This window comes from Ruegeria sp. HU-ET01832 (assembly GCF_040371315.1).
In the GTDB taxonomy this organism is placed as follows: domain Bacteria; phylum Pseudomonadota; class Alphaproteobacteria; order Rhodobacterales; family Rhodobacteraceae; genus Ruegeria; species Ruegeria lacuscaerulensis_A.
This window is the reverse complement of the sequence record NZ_BAABWL010000003.1, coordinates 112980-133087: the sequence shown is the minus strand read 5'-3', so window position 1 is coordinate 133087 and position 20108 is coordinate 112980. Positions and strand designations below refer to the sequence as shown.

Here is a 20108-nt window from a genome sequence, read left to right as displayed (position 1 = left end):
GCGGCGACCGTCTAGGCCGCCGCCGAGTTTGGGTTAGACCAGAACGTTGTCTTCGTTCAGATCGGCCAGCTGGACGCCAAGCAGCGTGATGCTGCCTTCGGCACCCAGGTCGATGACAACGTCATCACCGTCCTGCGACGCAACCGCGGCCAGATCCGCGAATTCATCGAGATCGAACGCTGCCGAGGTCAGGTCCAGAGTGTCGCCGTTGGCAAAGGCTTCGAAGTCAGCAATGACATCGTCACCCAGTCCGGCTTCGAAGACGAAGGTATCCGCACCGCGGTTGCCTTCCAGACGGTCGTTGCCGGTGCCGCCGTTGATGATGTCATCACCGGTACCGCCGCAGATCTCGTCGTCGCCCGCACCGCCATCAATGATGTCGTTGCCGCGGCCGCCTTCGATCATGTCGTTGCCCAGACCACCGTCCAGGATGTCGTCACCGCGACCACCGTCCAGAATGTCGGCGCCATCGCCGCCTTCCAGAAGGTCATCACCGTTGCCGCCATCCAGGTTGTCGTCACCCAGACCACCGACCAGATCGTCGTCACCGTTGCTGCCGATAAGCTGATCGTTTCCGGCTTCGCCGTCCAGATCGTCATCGCCATTGCCACCGTCGACAACATCGTTGCCTGCACCGGCTTCGACAACATCGTCACCGTTACCGGCTTCGATTTCGTCGTCACCGACGCCGCCAACCAGATCGTCGTCTCCGTTGGTGGGTGCAACAACCACTTCTTCAGCGAAGACAAAGTTCTCAGCGACCAGCTCGTTCGGGGCAACCCCTTCGAGCGTGACCTGATCACCATTGCCAAGGTCGATAATGGTGTTTTCACCATCGGCCGTGATGTTGAGCTCTTCGAGCTGCGTGACACCGAAGTCCGACACGTCCAGGAAGTCACCGTCTTCAACACTGGTCGAGAAGTCAGCCACGACGTCGAAGCCCGTTCCGCGACGGAACGTGAACGTGTCGCGACCGGACCCACCGATCAGGGTGTCGTTGTCGGCACCGCCATCCAGGATGTCGTCGCCACGACCACCGTCGATGATGTCGTCACCTGCGCCACCGAACAGTTCGTCATCGCCACCTTCGGCAATTTCGATCACGATGCGCAGCAGCTGCTCTTGGCCGTTGTTGCGGGTGAAGTCACCTTCGATCGGGTCAACAATCGTATTGGCAGCAGTTGTGCCACCCAGAATGTTGACAGGCTCGCCATCGGGGTTGCCTTCCGAGCCGTTGAAGCCCGGGTGTTGACCCACGACACCGTTCTCGAAGATACCCTGATCACGCGCGGTCTGGTTGAGGAAGGCGGCGCCTTCTTCATTGTTGACCTCGGTGCCAGCGTCCAGAACGTCGTTGCCGAAGCGTTCAATGACGAGCGGCCCCAGGAAGTTGCCCTCTTCGTCGAAGATCGGATCAGCCAAGGCGTCATCCGGCACGGCCAGGAAGGCGTCGTTTGACGGGATAACCATGGTTGCCCAGGTAAAGAAGCCCTGCCCAACCTGAGCCGTGTTGACGTTCAGCGTGAAGCTGGCCGTTTCACCCGGATCAATCGGTCCCGGCGCACCGAGGCCACCCAGAATGGTCGCATCCACACCGTTGTCACCAACCTGCTGGTTGAATTCAGCCGCAATGCCTTCGACGCTGCCATCTTCTGCCAGACGTTCCAGACCCTGGCTGGCCGCTTCACCTTCGGTAAACAGGTCAAAGCTCTCGCCATTGTGGAAACCGAACCACACGGGGGTCAGGAAGGTTCCGCCTTCGCCCAGAGTGTTGGTTACCGTAACGGTAATCGCTTCGCCGTCACCAACCGCGTCACCACGGATGACATCGTTGCCTGCACCACCATTGATGACGTCGTCACCAGCAGCACCTGCCAACAGGTTGTCACCATCGTCACCAGTCAGGAAGTCGTCATTTTCAGAGCCTGTCAGGTTTTCGATGCTGATCAGCTGGTCCGCAACCGCATTGCCGTTGGGTGCTGCGTAGGTTGCAGTACCGTTCGCCAGGTTGGCTGTGACCGAAGACCCGATGTCCTGGAAATCTGCAGTGTCGATACCTTCACCACCATCGGTGATGTCGTTACCGCCGCCGCCTTGCAGGACGTCATTGCCTTCGCCGCCTTCCAGGATATCGTTGCCACCACGGCCAACCAGAAGGTCGTTGCCGTCATTGCCGGTCAGGGTGTTGGCGCCACTGTCACCAAACAGCTGGTCGTCATTGGCAGACCCATCCAGGTTTTCGAACCCGTCGAAGTTTTCGAAGATCGTGACGTTTTCATTCGGCGCGTAAGATGCGCTTCCTGTTGCCAGATCTGCAATCACTTCGGCTCCGATGCCCTGGAAGCTGTTGGTGTCGATACCTTCACCACCGCTCAGATCATCCAGACCGCCGCCGCCAGCGATGAAGTCATCACCCGCACCACCGTCGATGGTGTTCGGTGCAGCACCTGTCGCAACAATCTCGTCATCGTTGGACGAACCGGTGATGTTCTCGATGTTGGTGAAGGTTTCCTGGATCAGAGGGCCATTTCCACCACCGCCGTTGTATTCAGCCGTACCGCTGCCGTCAGCAGCCAGCGTGACACGAACACCTGCGATCGTCGGATCTTCGGCACCCAGGTTGATGTTGGAAAAGTCGTTGGTGTCGAAGCCTTCGCCGCCGTCGATGACGTCGGTTCCGCCGCCTCCCAGCAGGGTGTCGTCACCTTCGCCGCCGTTCAGGATGTCGTTTCCTGCGCCGCCGTCCAGAAGGTCATCGCCAAGCCCACCGTTCAGAGTGTCGTTTCCGGCACCACCCCGCAGGATGTCGTCACCGTCCAGACCATCAAGAACGTTGTCATTGTCGTCGCCAATGATCTCGTCACCATCATTCGAACCGATTACGTTTTCGATGCTGGTCAGGGTATCGGTTTCAGAGACCGCTTCGGTCACTTCTTCGATGTTGGTCACACCCGAGGGGTTAAAGGAGACTTCGTCGGCGCTTGCCAGGAAGCCACCTGCGTCAACCAGGGAGTCACGCACAACAGGGCCATTCTGACCGGCAGGTGCGTTGTGCAGGTGGATCGCGGAAACCACGCCTGGGATCGGGGTCAGCAGGTCGGATACGGCCAGGCCGGTTACCGACAGTTCGGACGAGTAGGTTGCCACGCCGTCAATAACAGTGACGGTCACGGTCGCCAGTCCGGTTGCTTCGGAATCCGACAGCGGGCCGGGTTCTTGTGCTGCGTCCAACCGCGCGGTCAGAACGACCGTACCGTTGCCGTCCTCGTCCAGGTTGTTTTGAGCAACCAGCAACTGACCACGGATCTCACCACCGGGGAAGTCCTCGGTGTGGATGTTGTAGTACAGCTCTTCGGCAAGCGCTTCGTCAACCAGGCTGTCGTTCGGATCAGCAAAGTTCACGAAAGGTGCGTCTTCAATCGAGACCGAGAAGCCGGTTTCGCGTGTTGCCGTTCCTTCAAGCAGGTCAACACTGACAGGAACGTCGATGTCGTTAAACGCAGCAGTGTCGATACCTTCGCCACCATCCAGAATGTCGTCGCCCAGACCACCGGTCAGAACGTTGTCATTCTCGTCACCGATCAGGTTGTCGGGATCGTCGGAACCGATGATGTTTTCGATGCTGGTCAGAGTGTCGGTTTCGGTCACGGCATCGGTTACGTCTTCAACAGATAGAACGCCCGACGGGTTTTCCGAAACTTCTTCCGCGCTTGCCAGCTCGGCGCCGGCATCAACCAGCGTGTCACGCACGACCGGACCGTTCTGGCCAGCGGGAGCGTTGTGCAGGTGGATGGCAGAAACGACGCCTGGGATCGGAGTCAGCAGGTCAGATACGGCCAGACCAGTTACCGACAGTTCCGACGAGTAGGTCGCAACGCCGTCAACGACGGTTACTGTGACAGTCGCCGTGCCGGTTGCCAGAGAGTCGGACAGCGGGCCAGGTTCTTGCGCCGCATCCAGTACCGCGGTCAGAGTCAGCGTACCGTTGCCATCCTGATCCAGGTTGTTTTCGTCGACCAGCAACTGACCACGGATCTCACCAGCTGGGAAGTCGGCGGTGTGGATGTTATAGTACAGGTTTCCGGCCAGCGCTTCGTCAACCAGGCTGTCTTCGGGATCGGCAAAGTTAACGAAAGGTGCTTCATCGACTGTGACCGAGAAACCGGTCTCGCGTGTTGCCTCACCTGCGGGCAGATCAACTTCGACTGGGACGTCGATGTCATTAAAGGCTGCAGTGTCGATACCTTCGCCGCCGTCCAGCATGTCATTGCCAAGACCGCCGATCAGCGTATCGTTGCCGCCGAGACCTTCAATCTGATCATCACCACCCAGACCGTTGATAATATCGTCTTCGGGTGTTCCCATCAGTTGATTGTCGTTATCGTCGCCTTCGATAATCGGGTTCATTATTTCTTCGGGGTTCATTTTGCACTCCAAGCTAATAAGTAAACGCTGTTGCGCTCACGCCGGGTAACCTGCGCTTGGAAGAAACCGTCTCAACTGTTCAAAAATGAAGGGGGGATCATCAATTGGGTTGTGATCCTGAACTATTTATTAACTCACTGCTTTCAAAAGAATAATTTTTTCCCCTCACGAAGTCACAAGTAAAGTTGAAGACGGTTTTTTTCCCGTGGAAATGTGAAAAAATAGGGAATGACCAAAGGTATGACCCCATGAGCGACAACGGCCAGCTATCAGATGCTTTCCAGAAAATTCCTGTCCAGGATTGGGATTTGTTGCGGTTTCTGGTGTGTGTTGCGCGCTCGGGCAGTATTGCTACGGCCTCGACGCAGCTTTCGGAAAGCCCGGCCACAGTGGGGCGTAAGTTACGTGAGCTGGAAAAGTCGCTTTCTTTGCCATTGTTCGAGCGCGGGTCCAGTGGTGTTACGCTAACTCCCATCGGTGATGATATCCTGCAAATCGCGCAGCGGATCGAAACTGAGCTTTGCCATATGGGTGAGGTGGCCCGTGGTCATCTTGGCTTTAAGGGCAGCCGTGTTTCCGTCACCGCACCAGAGGGGTTCGGGGCCTCGGTGCTGGCGCCTAAACTCATTGAATTCCATTCGCTGAACCCGCATATCAAGATCGACCTTTTGTTGTCGAACAAAAAAACCAACTTGCATAACCGCGAGGCTGATATTGCCGTGCGGTTGGGTGAACCCGAAGCGTACCGTGTCAACAGCGAGAAGTTGGGTGTTGTAAAATTCGGCATATACGCATCGCGAGAATATTTGTGCGATTTGGAACCGATCAGGTCGCTAGAGGAATTTCTGGGTCACAACGTCATCGTGGCCACGGGTGCGCTAAGTCAAACTGTACAGGAAACCGAGTTTCGTAAAATCACTGGTAAGTGCAATGTTGCTGCCAGAACAGACAATGTGAATGCCCAGCTGATGGCCGTGAGAAGTGGGTTGGGATTTGCCGCGCTGCCTAAATTCATGGCGGCGGGTCATTCGGATCTGATCGAGGCCCTGCCAGGCTTTCTGACACAATCATTGGATTTATGGATACTAACCCATAGTGACATCGCGCCTTATCCATATGTGCAAACCACAACCGAATTTCTGACTCAGGTCTGCAAAGATATTGTCGAGCTGGAATCATCAGACAGGTAGATCCGAACGAATGTCCTTTCTAATTTCGAACCTGTTTTCCGTCGGGCACTGCGGCGATTTGTACATCCACCTTTCCGAATAAAACCCCCGCGTAGGTGTTTTAGGGTCATCTGTCGGGTCCATCGACAGACAATGGAAAGGAATGAAAAATGACTCTCTCTCGTCGTGGTTTTCTTGCGTCCGCTGGCTCGGGCTTGCTGGTTGCAGCAACGCCTGCCTTGGCAAGATCGGTAAGCGCTGGTGAAGCCTATTCGCTGCCGTCCCTTGACTACAGCTACTACGCTCTGGAGCCCGTTATTGGTGCGGAAACCATGGAGTTGCACCACAGCAAACACGCTGCTGGTTATGCGCGCAACCTGAACAAACTGATCCCGGAAACAAGCCTTGAAGGTCAATCTCTTGAAAGCATCATCAAGACTGCAGCAGCGGATCGTGGCAAATACCAGACTGTTTTGAACAATGCCGGTCAACATTGGAACCACTCGGAGTTCTGGAAAATGCTGGTCCCCGGCGGCACCGGAGTACCCGGAGCTCTGAAGAAGAAGATCGAAGGTGACTTCGGCAGTTTCGAAGCCTTCCGCGAGCAGTTCATCAACGTATCCAGTAAACAATTCGGGTCCGGCTGGGGTTGGCTGGCTGTCGACACGTCGGGAAATCTGGTTGTCCTTTCGACACCGAATGGTGAGAATCCGCTGGTGCACGACATGTTCCCTCTTTTGGGCGTCGATGTCTGGGAACACGCTTACTACGTTGACTATCGCAACCGCCGCAAAGAATACGTTGCTGCTGTTGTCGATGGCATTGTCAATTGGGAATATGTGGACGCGCGTTTGTCAAACGCCTGATTGTCATCATATTAAAAGCTCAGAAGTTCAAACGCTGAAACAGTCGAACAGTCTGTTTCAGCGTTCTGCATCTCCCCGCTGTCTGTCAATCGTCAGGGATTTTGGCAACGCGCGCGATGATGCGATCGTTCGCTACATCTACGTTATGTTTCAGTTCCTGTGTGACTACGATCATCGGCGAGTGAAGGTTTTTTTGCGTATCCAGCGGCCGGAATTTGTCCAGTGCCTTGGACAGGTCACTTCCAATCCGTGCCGCGTCGCGCAGTTCCTGTTTCGATGCGCCTTTTTTTGGAATCTCGAAGTCCAACAAAAGCGCGTTGATCTCGGCAGTCTTGAAATATTTCGGGTCTAATCCTGGTTTCAATTTGACTGCGCTGGCTTTGATCATTGACCAGGACTCGATATTCATTTCGATATCGCATGGTAACCAGCTGACATCCGCGTTTGAGCCGATGGTCTCAAATTCCTTGTCCTGCAATGCCGCGCGAAGATATTCGACGACACCCTGACATACGTCATCGGAATCCTCGAACACCTCGGGGGTCAGCCCGCAGCTTTGCAACGCCCGGCGCGCCTGTGCGTCACCGTCTATACAAGCACCATAAGCCAGCACACACTTGCCCAGCGTCGTGTTAACCTTGATCGCCTGGCGGGCCAGCCTCCGGTTTTTGGGTTCTGCCCTGGCCAGCAGGAACAACTCCCATCCCTCTTTGATCCGATCCCGCGAGTATTTCTCGAACCAGAATTTGTTCAGGAACTTTCCGATCTTTTCGATGCTGGTCATAGCTGCCGCGCCGACATGAGTTTGATCGGCCAGACGCGCAGCTTCTGCACCAACGCCAGCAATATCAGCAGCAACTTCGGCAGCATCGTGTATGGTGCCTTTGATCAGCGCATCGCGTTCCCCCACCACAGCAGGTTCATAGGGGCTGTAGCTTCCGGCGATCGCGTTCATTTCGCGGGACCACTTGGACAGGGATTTGCGTCGTCGGTGCAGCTTAACGCTATCCATGACCAGAGTTCGAATTTTACCAATCAATCCGGCCGCGGGTACCGCAGCCAGCATAATACCTGTCGCCCCCTTACTGGCCTGATCGGCAATCTTGATGCGTTGTTCGGTCTTTTTCACCTCAAGTGTCAGCTGTTCGACCGCTGACATCGCCTTTTCATACTCTTCCTGATAGAGTTTGGGGTCCGCATTGAATTTATCCAAACGCTTCAAATCGGCCTGCTTTTTGAGGTCTTCAAGCCAGGCGTCTTCTTCCTCCATGTCGGCTTCGATAACGGCGCGGAACCCCGGGTCCTTGAGTAGAGTTTTCGAAATGTCGTCATAGAGACCGCGGATTTCGTCCTCGGTTTCTGGGTTGTCCCCGTCCGGATCATCGTGCAGCTTATCGACACGATCGCCCAAAACCTCCATCTGACCCAATATTTTATTTTCATCTTCTTTCGACAAGTTCATATTTGCGACAGCGCGGACATCATTATGTGTAGCGCGTTCGCAAACAGTCAGCATTTTGTAAACCTCGACTGCGACCGTTTCGGGGTCAAGCTTGCCCGGATCCAGTGACATGAACAGCTTGAGGTCCTTTTGATCCTCGGGGATGTTCAGCCTTTTGGCCGTGTCCCTAATTTTTTGATACGCCTTCTGAACTTTGACCTTGTCTTTGCGAAAGCTCTCATCGGCCATCTGTTTCGAAAGTTCTCTTGTTTCCTCCATAATGTCGCGCTGGTCGTTGACTGTGGCCATGTATTTGCTCATCCCGAATTCGGATTGGCCTTCAGCATGTTCTTCTTCAATTCTGGCGGTGACGGCAAAATCTGCATCGCTGCCGTGGCCACCCCAGCCGGCCTCGATGTCATCGGCATCCTTGTCTTCACGGACCGCGTCACCGATCAACCCGGCTGTTCCGGTAAACGGGCCAGAGGTCGTGAATAGAAGCACTTGCTTGGCGAAATCGTCCCAGTCGCCTTTCTGCGCGGCGGCTACCATCTTGTCGATCATTGTAACCGAAAGACCCATTCCCTTGGCCAGCATGCCCCAGGAGGATGCCTCATCCCGGCTGTCATTTCCGGTGTCGCCCCAGCCACCGTCGTCGCCCTTGGTTCCCGATGCTGACATCGACTCGCCCGCAGCGTCGCAGATATCGGCGATGGCTCCGACCACAAGCTCGCGGGGGTCTTTCAGGGTTTTCCTACCCTCGGCGACCTGAGTGAGTTTGGACACCGCTTTCAAACCCGCTTTGCCTGCCAATATCCCGAATTTGGTTTTGTGTTGACGGTTCTGGGTATCTGCGTTCGTGGTCAGGTCTTCTGCTTCGGTTGCGCTAGTGATGCCTGCCGCGACCGAGTCAGCAAAGGCACCTGCCAGTTGAATACCAATATCGCGCCGTTTTTCCTGTTTCGCCCTATAGGCCTGAGCGGCCTCAACCGCTCCAATGGCTGCTGCGGCTCCGCATTTGCGTGCGGCGTCCTGAGCGACGAACTTTCCGTATTGCTGTGTCAGCTTCGCGGCTTCGTATTTCTCTTTTTCCTCGCCTTCCGCACTTTTGATCTGCGCGTCCAGCCATTTGTCGTAGTCCTTAACACCATCTTTCTTTTGCGCTTCGAATTCGGCGCGCGTCAGTTGTAACTGGGTGACTTTCTTGTCGTCTGCAGCGAGTTCATCCAGAGTTTTCTCGTCGTTAATTGTTAAACCACCGAACTTGAGGCGGTTTTTCTCGTATCGAACCCCGTCCTTTTCATTGCGAAGCTGTTCGATTTTTTCGGGGTCTTCTTCTTCTTCGATTTGCTCGGACAGCGAAGCTTCTTCCTTATCCAACCAGTCCTTATAGGAAAGTTCCTCGTTTGGATTGTCCTTGAGGTATTTGGCCTTGGTCAGGTCGGCTTCGGTGATCTCGGGTCTGTCCGCTTTCGGCAATGCTTTGATCTCGGCGACGGTTTTACCTTCTATCACGAGGTCATTGTACTCGTCGGGCATCTCGTCGACGTCGAGGTCTTCATCCAGCGCAATGTTTTCTTCCTTGAAGTTGATGAACTTCGCCAAATCCTCGCGACTGGCTTCGGTGATCGAGATATTGGCGTAGTGAAGCGCCTGACTGGCCCCAAGATTGGCGGCCGTCATCAGCAGCTTGCCACGGCGGAGCGCCTTGTCGACCCCCGCCACCTTCATCTCCTTACCTTCTTCGCGGGCCATCAATTCGGTGTAGACGGCGGCCGCATTCTTGAACACCTGCATACCTTCCGAGAAACTGTCAGGCACAAGGTTTGACGGGATAACCCCTTCACGAACCAACGGTGTCCACAATTCTTTTTCGATATCTCGGTCGCTGAACAGGCGTTCACCTTTTTTGTCGACCATCGCCGCCAATTCATTCGACTTTTCAACCAGCGGCCGCAACATGTCAAAGATTTCGCGGATCGCGGTGGCCGCCGCTTCGGACTTGAATTCGAATGTCTCCTCACCTTTCTTGAGGCCTACAAACTCGCCCGCGCGATCCGCAAAACTGTCCCATTCACTGTCTTCGATTTCGACCGGGATTTTGTCTCCGTCCACTTGCGCCAGTACTTTAATGGTCTTCGGGAATTTTACGTCTGCCGCGTTCCAGGCAGCCCCCAACACTGGATTGGAAAGAGCCATCGCCTCGTTAAGGTTGTGGTTCCTTTTTTCGACGACAAGACCCAACTCACGCAGACCGTCGCGCAGCGCTTGTTTTGTTTCTCCGAAATCCTCACTGGAATTGAGCACCTCAATGGCCTTTTCACGCGCGATGAGATTGTCGATTTCGTCTTGAAGATTCTGAGTCAACTGACCGCCGTCGCCAAAGACCTTCGTCATCCAGACACGTTCTGCTTCAAATGACATTTCGCTCTCCTGGCTTAGGTCTGTTTAACTTCGGCGAGTAAGTCGGCTTCGGTCTTTTCCAGAAAATGTAGCAGGCGGCGTACAGGGCGGCCGTTGTCGAACGGGTTTGTCTTGATCAGACCGCCGATCATTGTTTCTTCCAGGAACCGTCGATTTCTTCGGATCACGGTAAAGGCTTCTTCGCGCAGGGCGATCAGTTCAGGCATGCCCAGACCCTTGGACCGTTTTATCAGGTCGCCACATTTGTCATCGAGATCCATCCGTTCTTCGATCTGCTCGGCCACGGTGCCAATATTTTTTTTATTCGCGTCGTAAAGACTGACAAAGGCGTTGGCGGTCGGGTCTTCATCTTTGACCTTCCGGGCTTTCTTCGCGACCGCCGGAACATGTTCTTTGTGAAAAGCTTCAAGCCCGTCGTAAAAAGGAGAAAGGCCGTCACGGAGACGTTGCAAAATCAAAGCGAACTTTTCATTCGAGCTCTGATCTTTTGACATCTTCAAAGGCACATTTGCTTCTGCGAAATCACGTGCTTCTGATAACAGACGTTCAGCCTCAATCGTTAATTCATCGAAATCTTCAGGGGTCGCGGCTGTTTTAGCGCGTGTTTTCAAAGCCTTGAGTAGAACCTCATTGCTTTCGAAACTGTCGCGTGCAGCCCCTTTCAGCTTTTTCTTTTCCTTGCTGACGAAGTTTTTCAGGGTCTTTTGCGCTTCTTTAAAGTTTGCTTCTGACTTGTTGAGCCTGTCGTTAAGGTTGCCTGAGTTGTTTACGTCCAAGATAGTTCTAGCCAGAGCGCTGGCGTCTTGGCGTTTCAATTTGCTCTTCAGCTCTGCCACGCTCAGCTCCCCAGATGGCAGCCCGGAAAGTGCTTTTTCGGTTCGAGCCAGACTGTCGATCTTCCAGTCCATACGGTTGGTCAGTTTATCCAACTTGCGGTTAGCTTTCTTAACAGAGCTGTTTTTGCCGATGTCGACTTCTCCCCAAATTCCGTCGAACAACCTGTCGTACAAACCTGCATAGTCTTCGCGGTCGGCGGCCTGTTCCAGGGATTTTTGCGTCTCGGAGTCAATCTTTAAGCCGCGGATGGTGTTTTCGCCGTTCTTTTGCGAAAGCTTCTCGCAAAACACTTTGAGCGTCTTCTTGAACTGAGCGATGAACGCCTTGGTCTTATCCTTCTTGGCTTTGTCGAACTTATCTTTGAAGTCTTTGTATTCTGTTCGATAGGATTCGAGGGATTTGATACGAGCCTTCAGCAAATCTTCGTGTTTTTGCAATCGTTTCAAGGCTTCAGCCAGCTTTTCCGGGTCCTTGATGTTACGGTTTTGCAGGTCCAGTTCATCTTGGAAATATTCTTTTGCAAAGTCTGAATACTTAATCATCCGATGTTCGAGAAGGGCTTCGTAGCGTTTTGCGCATTTCTCGTAAGCCTTATAGTTATCGGAATGCTCCTTCAGAACATCAAGATCCTCAGAGATTTGGTTTTCAAAATCTCGAAGTAGAAGGAAGTCGGCCTGACCCAATTCCTCTGAAGCAGCCAGCATCTGTAACACCTCAAGCTTGGCGGCCAACGGTTTCATGATATCCTGAGGCAAGCCCGAGACCCCGCGCGCTGTTTTGATATTGCCGTGTCCGGTTGCGTCGGCCTCTTTTTGCTGAACCTCGTGATCTTTCACGCTGAGGTAATTTCCGATAGCGCTTTCATGCGATTCTGCGCTTTTTCGGAAAACGGCTTTCAGGATGATTTCTCCGGTGTGGATATGCTTGGCCGCCTTATCTTGCCAGGCTTTAAGTTTCGACGGATCGTCGCCGAAGTGGCTCAGGACATCATCAGAGTCTTTCCATTTCAGATTGTAGCTCTTCGTTGCGCTCTGAAAATCGACCAGGGCTTTATAAGCCTTGGTTTTGGTTTGCGCCTTGTCGTTTGCATACCTGCGGCTCAGCTGTCCTGCGGCAGCGCGCATGTCCTTGAGATAGTTCAGTGTCGCCAGCGCGTCGCGCGCTGTGTGTTCTAGCTGATCTTCCTTCGCCTCTTCAGCCAATTCCTCGGTTGATTTTCGCTCGCCAACGGCTTGGGCGACATTGACTTTCACATCTGAATTGCCCAGAAGCTCTCCGTCTGGAGCGGCTTCGGGTTTTTCGTTGGACAGTGCCAGCTTTTCCAATGTCTCAAGATACAGAAGCCCATTCAACACAGCCTGTGCATCGCTATACCGACCCGCTTCTGACAATTTTTTTGCCAACTTCGCCGAACGTTTCAGTACCCGCTGGCCTCGTCTTGTGAACCGATCGTCTTCTTCCGCAAGATCAGCGCTGATGGTTTTCAGTTTAAGATCAATAGAAGTATTGAGCGCCTTGATTTTCTTCTTGAGCAGTTTTTCGTCTTGTTGACGTGCGCGAAAATCTATTGGGTGACGCCAAACTTTCAGCAGTTTGACCTCATTCGTCGTCAAGCCGAATGCGTCAATCTCTTTGTCTGTGAAAGTGAAATTCCCGCGTTTGAATTTTTCGAAATCGGTTCCGTCATCCGCAAGGGAATAAAGCGCCTCCGAGGCCTCGGCGATTTGCTCCTCAACATAGGCAGCGTGTGGAACTACAACTGCTTTCAGCCGCAATGCCGCCATCAGTTTGGCTGCGAAATCCTTTGCTCTGGCCTCATGCCAATCTTCGTCTTTTTCGCCGCGCATGCGCGCCCCCCGTTTTGAAAATCAACCTGCCCTCAGGACGTGTTTCATCTTAGTAACCGCATCACCCAGAACCGCGCCCAAAGACATGGAGACCCCAAGATCATTCGTGTCGATCAACTTGATTGCCGGATTGCTCGACAAAAAGCCGGCCATATCGTCAAAGGCTTTTTCTGCTGAATCCAACGCATCTGGCAGGCGCGTTTCGTTTGCGCGGTCCAGTTCGATGAAGGCGGCGTTCAATTGAACGAACAGATTTTCAGAGAAACCGGTCAGACCGCTTTCCGACAGGGTCTGGCAATTTGTGTCGTCAAAGGCAGACAGTTCTTGCCTCAATTTATCGATCTGGCCAGACACATCCCGGTGCGCTTCGTCCCAGATGTTGCGAATGCGGGCCGCAACCTTTTTACCTTCTGTTTCAGGCGCTAGATTTGTGGAAGGTTCATCCGGTCGTTTTGCCTGTGCGATGGCGTTTTCGACCTGTTCAAGCTGGATAAGAGCCGCCGCTGTATCGCCACCCGCGACCATGGCCTTGGAGGCCGCGAATGTGTGCAGTGCTTTCTCAAGCCCTTGTGTGCCTTCGTCCAGTGCCGACTTCAATAATTTGGCAACCCGCTGCAATTCGGATGTTGGATCGGGCCCATTCGTTGTTTCCGGCTTGGCAGTGTTTATGCCTGCCTTTTTGGCGGCAGTGATCTTATCGGAAAGGACTTTTAGGATCTTGAGCGCATCGGAATATTTGCCTGCCTTCGCCAAGGCTTCGGCCTTGTCCCAGATTGGGTTGGCCTTGTCGGGATCAAGAAGGCCCGCATTTAAAGCGGACTTGAAAACAGGTGCGAATTTTTCGGATCCGATTTGCCAGCGCTTCTTATTGAGATCGACAGGTTTTGCGTCTCGTCCATCATCCGAGGTAACTGGGGTCTGCAGCGCGGTCTTGAGCCTTTTTGCGACCTTGATTGCCCCTGGATAGTCATTTTCCTCATCACCTATCCTCAGGGCATAACCCCAGGCCGTGCGAATTTTGGACACGTCTCCTTTACCGGCTTTCAGAAACGCGGCTACGTCAGGGGCCAGATTGTCCTTTAATGTCTTCCATTCAATTGCGTCAGGGTCCGGCGCAGTATCATCGTCGGCGTCATCTGCGGCAGGCTCGGTATTGAACACTGGTTTTTCAGGTTTGTCTTCTGGACCGAAGACTTCGACCCGCATCGGAGCCTCGGCAAGTTTAAGGAACTCTTTCGTTTTCTTGGCCAGTTGCGCGACCACGTCACTTTGGCAATGGAGGTTAAGCGTGTTTCCGTCGCACCACATTGTGCCAGAGGAAAGTTTTTGTGTTTCACCTTCGCTTTTTGCGCGTTTGGTCAATGCGTCGGGCGCCAAAATGCGATCGACCAGGAAGACTAGGTTTTCAGTCGTCTTGCCTAGACAGATCGCAAAGTTCAGTTCCCGCTTTCGAGCAGCCGCAAAATGCCCCTTGAGTTCTTTTGTTTTCTTCTTGTCAATCGCCATGGTTTCCCCCACGTAACGATTTGACAAAAGATCACTTCAAAATTCAACTTAATTGCTGACTTCATCAGCGCCCTTAAGCTCACGAAAATCCCAAAGCATCCGGACTGAAACTGTCGTCGCACCCCTACGTCGACGAGATTTACGTTGTTTCCAAACAGCAGGACAAAAAACCTATCTGGCTTGTATGCTTATAATTTTTCGGTGTGGCGACTAGGTGATCAATTTAGGTTGCCCATGTCATACGGGGTCGCGGGCTACCGCAATACTTGTTCCAAGCTGTTGCTATTTGATTTTTCGAATAACCATCGCACCGGACCCAATGACGGCTATTCGGGCCAGATTGTCGTTGCATGCATCTATATTGTCGAGATTATAAGCTGATCGTTTCGGGGAACGCTGTGCCGGAGTTAGGGTGGGCTGCGACCATCGTTTTGTCCCGATATAAGCCGATTGAAAGGTAAAACGCGCGGATGCGCATTTGGGGGGTGGATATTGGTTAAAGTTTTGCTGGTGGAAGACAATGAAATGAACCGCGATATGCTATCGCGCAGATTGACCCGTAAAGGGTTTGCGGTCGTGGTTGCAAAAGACGGGTTAGAGGGCGTTGCCATGGCGGGCAGCCAGTCTCCAGACATCATATTGATGGATATGAGCTTACCTGAGATTGATGGCTGGGAGGCAACGCGGCGCATCAAGGCCAAGTCAGACACGGCTTCGATCCCGGTTGTTGCGTTGACTGCTCACGCAATGGCCAGCGACAGGGAAAAAGCGTTGGACGCGGGTTGTGATGATTTCGATACCAAGCCCGTTGAACTTAGCCGCTTACTGGAAAAGATGGAAAACCTGTTGCCCGCGTCCTAGTGGCCGCACAATTATCCCGCTGCAGGTTTGCGCCGCATAACGAAAAACGTACGAACCTGACCTTTGCCTTTGACACGAATATCGGCAGGTTCGGAAAGGTCAAATCGGTGTTCGATTTGTTTGGCTGTTGTTTCGGAAACTTGAACCCGGTTTGGCGCACCGGTTGATTCCATACGGCTAGCCATATTCACTGTGTCGCCCCAAACGTCGTAGAGAAATCGGTGTGATCCAATTATGCCAGCGACCACGGGTCCGCTGTGGATGCCAATTCTGACATCCATGGGGTGATCCAATTCATGGTTCAGAAATTCGACCACTGCCAACATGCGAAGTGCCATTTCTACGACCACTTCGGCATGGTCACCCCGATGATCCGGAACGCCAGCGGCCGCCATATATGCATCCCCGATTGTTTTGATCTTCTCTACGCCGAGTTCCGACGCGATTTCGTCAAAGTCTGAGAAAACGCGGTTGAGGTTGTGAACCACATGGGCAGGCGGCAGTTTGGACGACAACTCGGTGAATCCAACAAAGTCCGAAAACAGAACAGTTGCTTCACTGTGGCGATCGGCGATCATTGTTTCACCGTCATTCATGCGTGCCACGATTTTCTGCGGCAGGATGCTGTGGAGAAGTTCCATATATTTTTGTTTTTCCGATTCCACTTGCCGAAGGTACTCGCGTTCGCAGTCCCGCCAACGCCGTTTTTCGAGGGCGGCGCTGATCCGGGCTTTCAGTAGGACGGGGTTGAACGGTTTGGGCAAATAGTCCTCGGCTCCGGCCTCGATGCAGCGCGCGACGCTTTCGAGTTGGTCCAGGGCCGAGATCATTATGACCGGAATATCGCGGTAAGCGTCATCATCCTTTAATCGGGCCAAGACATTGAAGCCGTCAATATCGGGCATCATTAGGTCTAGCAAAACCAGATCGAACGCGTGTTGCGCCATCATCTTCAGGGCTGTTCGCCCTCCGTCCGCGGTTTTGACTTCATGGCCGTCCCGTTCCAACCGACGAGCCAAAAGACTTCTGTTTGTCTCAAGATCATCCACAACGAGGATACGCCCGATCAGCCCGGCGGTATCCGCAATTTGTTGGGTAGACTGCATGCTCTGGGTGAGTTTTGTGAACATTTCGGCGGCGTCGTCGGACGCTTCCGGAAGGCTAAACCCCCCGTTCGGTTGATGGTCGGACAAAGCCGACAGCCTGTCGATATGTTGCAGCAAAGCGTCGGTGTGCTGAAGCAGGCCCAGAATGTCGGGTTTCAATTGACCTGCGTTCAGTGCTTCCAAATCCTCCAGAAGCATTTCGCTATAGCCCTTGATTGCGTTCATGGGTGTTCGCAAGTCGTGACGCAGTTGTTTTATTCCTTCATCACCGCTGATTGTCAGCTTTATCGCCATTTCGGGACGAAGCAGCTGATCGACAAATGCGTTCAATTCGGTTGCCGCTCTGGAAATACGGCTCAGGTCGGATACGGCATCCTCAGGGACCATCCGTCTAGCTTCGTTCTCAAGTATATCGCAAAGCCCGACAATCACGCTGACCGGAGATATCAGCGTCTGACGTAAATTCGCTAACCACAATGCTTGCGCTTGTTGGGCTTTGGTGTCCGGTAGGTCGGTCACGGCCGAGGTGTCCGTGAAGCTGAGCTTGGCAGAATTTCATTCAACTGATTCAAGATGGTTTCGATTTCATCTCCATCCTTGCGGATCAGCGTCTGAACGGAACCATTCAAACGTTTCCGATCTTCGTTCGACAGAGTCTTAGCCGTCACGATAACAACGGGTATCTCTTTCCACTGATCATTCTTCCTCATCCTCGCAAGGAATTCGAAACCGTCCATTTCGGGCATCATGAGGTCAAGCAATATTACATCGGGCACTGCTTCCGAAAGCTGATGCAACGCATCCAGCCCGTTGACAGCCTGATCTATCTTCCAGCCTTCCTTCTCAAGAACGCGGGAGATGAATTCGCGGGTCGCTGCTTCGTCCTCGACAACCAGAACGCTCGGCGTCGGCTGACTGGGGCAATGGTCCTTTAGGGCGCTCAGAAGTTCGATGGTGTCAATCGGCTTGGCGAGGTATTCACTGGCACCCAAAGACAAGCCCCGTTGACGGTCTTCTGCAAAGGTAAGCATGATCACCGGGATATTAGCCAGTTCGGGATCATCCTTCAGTTTGGAAAGAACCGCCCAGCCGTCGACCTCAGGCATGAACACATCCAGGGTTATCGCATCCGGCCGCACTGTCCGAGCGAGCTCCAGAGCATCCTCGCCCCTAGTCGAAGCCAAAACCCGGTATCCTTCCCGATGCAGTCGCCGACCTAATAGGTCATGTACAGTAGGGTCATCATCCACCAGCAAGATAAGCGGAGCGTTCGGATCAATGTTCGGATCGTTTTGGGAGAAGTCCGAGACCTTTAGCCGATCAATTGACGGATCTTGGCAGATGCGCGGCAGTCTAATTGTAAAAGTGGAGCCTTCGCCCAAAGCGCTGGTACAATGAACGTCGCCCCCCAACTGTTCACAGAACACCTTGGTAATCGACAAGCCCAAACCAGTCCCGCCATAGTTTCGTGTCGTTGAAGAGTCCGCTTGGGTGAATGCCTCAAAAACCCGGTCGACTTGCTCTGGCGTTATTCCGATCCCGTGGTCAATAACTGAAAACTCAATTAAATCAGCCTCGCTCGACGGTGTAACCGACAACACGACGTCTCCGTTCTCGGTGAATTTGCAGGCATTGGACAACAGATTGAGAAGCGCCTGACGTATCTTAGTCAGGTCGCAGACCATGTCACCTATGCCTTCGGAGCATTGAATTTTCAGCGTATTTCGGTTTTTTTCGGCCAGCGGTTGCATAGTAGTGCCGACATCATTGACCATCTGGGCGACGTCGAAGGATTCGAGATTGAATTCCATCTTCCCAGCTTCGATTTTGGACAAATCAAGGATGTCGTTGATCAATGCGAGCAAGTGTTTGCCAGCCGACTGAATCTTACGAAGATCGCTCAGGTTTGCTTCGTCATTCTGGTCGATGGCTTCTTCCAGCATCAATTCGCTATAGCCGATAATCGCGTTCAGCGGCGTGCGAAGCTCGTGGCTCATATTTGCAAGAAAGGTGCTTTTGGTTTTGTTGGCAGTTTCCGCGATGTCACGGGCCACACGCAACTCACGTTCCGCTTGCTTTTGGGTGGTTATGTCACGGCCATAAATGTTTGCGTACCCGCCTTCCGCAATGGGCCACAGCAGAAGGGAATAGATGAGGCCGCCCGCTTCATACTCGAAGTCTTGTCGTTCATCATATTGCAAACCCTTGCTAACGCGTTTGCGCCAGCCGGTCCCTACGCGATCCCCGACTTTTAGTTGCAATGCGTTGATCAAAGGGGCGCTTGCTTTGTTTGCATAGATTAACTGACCCTGACTGCTGATGCGCAGTACAGGATTTGGATTTTCTTCCGGGATACGCGCCAATTCTCGCATCCGGTTTTCGGCTTGCTTCAGTTGCGTGACATCCCGGCCATACAGATTGACGTGTTCAGCGTCGGGAACCGGCCAGAGCAGCAAGGTATAGACCATACCGCCTGCTTGGTATTCAAAGTCTTGCCGTTCATTTTCTCGCAGGCCCATTTCAACACGCTGCATCCAATCCGGGCCAACCTTCGTTCCCACTTTCAGGCTTAGCGCGTCCAACATCGGCTTGCTGGCTCTGTTGGCGTATATCAAAGTACCATCGCTACCGATGCACATCACCGGGTTGGGGTTTTCCTCGGGTATCTGTGCCAGCTCGGCATTGCGTGCTTCGACTTTTTTTAGCTCGGACACGTCGCTGTAAATCGCGACTGTGGCGTTGTCGCGGGTTTTGCGTTCGCTTATTTTTATCCACCCCCCGGATGTTCGGCTTTGCATCTGGGTGCCTTCGGGATTGGCGTGGCGTTTCAAGCGTTGCACCAGCCATTCTTCTTCGCGCCCGACCGCATCAGCAATCACGTTGAGCGAAAGAGCTTTTCGAACAACCTGTTCAAAGCTCATACCTGGTTTGACCAGATCTTCATGCCCTGGATACAGCATCTTTCGATAGGTCTTGTTCGCAAGCACCAACCGGTCTAGGGAATCGTACAGAGCGAAACCTTCTGGAATTGTGTTTATTGCATCGACGAGTCCGTCCAGTTGTTGATCTGGTCGCGAAACACGTAATTGTCGGTCAAGAAACGCCGTTGCACAAAGGATCGCAGCGCTGTGTGCGACGTTTGTGTCGGTCTCACTGAATTCGGTCGCCCGCTCGCCTTTAAGCAGGATGGCGCCAATAACTCGTCCAAGAGATTTGACAGGCAACACCATCGTGGCGACGGAGGTCTTGCTGTCATTTGCGCTATCTCGCTCTGGTGAAGCAAAGTGTACTTGTCGGTTGCCGGTAGTCAGCGCGTTGCCGATAAAGTCTTCGGCGATTGGGATTTGCTCAGAGCTCCAGACAATCCAATCCTTGTTGGCTTGTGCGGTAGTGCCTTCCAAATAGAAATCACCACCTGGACTGAGCAAAGCGAACGCGCATTCGTCCATGACCAACAAGGTCTTCAGCTTGAGTGCGACTTGAAAAAGAAGGTGATCGGGATCAGGTGTTCTTTCAACTATGGACGCAATCTCTTCCAACATGGCTTGTCTGGCAGCGTCTGATTGATGTTCATGACGGCTTTTGGACTGATTCATGTCGCGCTCTCCATTTGGCGAGATCAGCGC

The 20108-nt window shown here is 53.3% G+C and carries 9 protein-coding genes; 3 read left to right on the top strand and 6 right to left on the bottom strand.

The features are described 5' to 3' along the window. Positions 1-33: 33 nt before the first annotated feature. Positions 34-4425: a CHRD domain-containing protein gene (locus tag ABWV79_RS10575; RefSeq protein ID WP_353391832.1), complete on the bottom strand. Its 4392-nt coding sequence runs from the start codon at positions 4423-4425 to the stop codon at positions 34-36. A 248-nt stretch (positions 4426-4673) separates the two neighbouring features. Here ABWV79_RS10575 and ABWV79_RS10570 point away from each other — a divergent pair, with 248 nt between their 5' ends. Beyond that, positions 4674-5615: a LysR family transcriptional regulator gene (locus ABWV79_RS10570; RefSeq protein ID WP_353391830.1), complete on the top strand. Its 942-nt coding sequence runs from the start codon at positions 4674-4676 to the stop codon at positions 5613-5615. A gap of 149 nt (positions 5616-5764) precedes the next feature. Continuing rightward, positions 5765-6460, top strand: a complete 696-nt coding sequence (locus ABWV79_RS10565) for a superoxide dismutase (RefSeq protein ID WP_353391829.1) — start codon at positions 5765-5767, stop codon at positions 6458-6460. An 85-nt stretch (positions 6461-6545) separates the two neighbouring features. On the opposite strand, the gene ABWV79_RS10560 is transcribed toward ABWV79_RS10565, so the two are convergent. The 3 genes from ABWV79_RS10560 to ABWV79_RS10550 are packed head-to-tail and all read right to left on the bottom strand — an operon-like array spanning position 6546 to position 14515. Next, positions 6546-10325: a hypothetical protein gene (locus tag ABWV79_RS10560; RefSeq protein WP_353391827.1), complete on the bottom strand. Its 3780-nt coding sequence runs from the start codon at positions 10323-10325 to the stop codon at positions 6546-6548. Positions 10326-10339: 14 nt separating this feature from the next. After that, complete coding sequence (locus ABWV79_RS10555; protein WP_353391826.1) at positions 10340-13009, bottom strand: hypothetical protein; 2670 nt, start codon at positions 13007-13009, stop codon at positions 10340-10342. Between the two features lie 21 nt (positions 13010-13030). After that, positions 13031-14515 (bottom strand): hypothetical protein, encoded by a 1485-nt coding sequence (locus ABWV79_RS10550; RefSeq protein ID WP_353391824.1) that lies wholly within the window; start codon positions 14513-14515, stop codon positions 13031-13033. Between the two features lie 492 nt (positions 14516-15007). Here ABWV79_RS10550 and ABWV79_RS10545 point away from each other — a divergent pair, with 492 nt between their 5' ends. Next, positions 15008-15376: a response regulator gene (locus ABWV79_RS10545; protein WP_353391822.1), complete on the top strand. Its 369-nt coding sequence runs from the start codon at positions 15008-15010 to the stop codon at positions 15374-15376. An 11-nt stretch (positions 15377-15387) separates the two neighbouring features. Here ABWV79_RS10545 and ABWV79_RS10540 read toward each other — a convergent pair whose 3' ends face one another. Then, positions 15388-17001 carry an adenylate/guanylate cyclase domain-containing protein gene (locus tag ABWV79_RS10540; RefSeq protein WP_353391820.1) on the bottom strand — a complete coding sequence of 538 codons (1614 nt, stop codon included), beginning with the start codon at positions 16999-17001 and terminating at the stop codon, positions 15388-15390. Next, complete coding sequence (locus ABWV79_RS10535) at positions 16998-20024, bottom strand: response regulator (protein WP_353391819.1); 3027 nt, start codon at positions 20022-20024, stop codon at positions 16998-17000. The genes ABWV79_RS10540 and ABWV79_RS10535 overlap by 4 nt, the downstream gene beginning before the upstream one ends. Positions 20025-20108 lie beyond the last annotated feature (84 nt).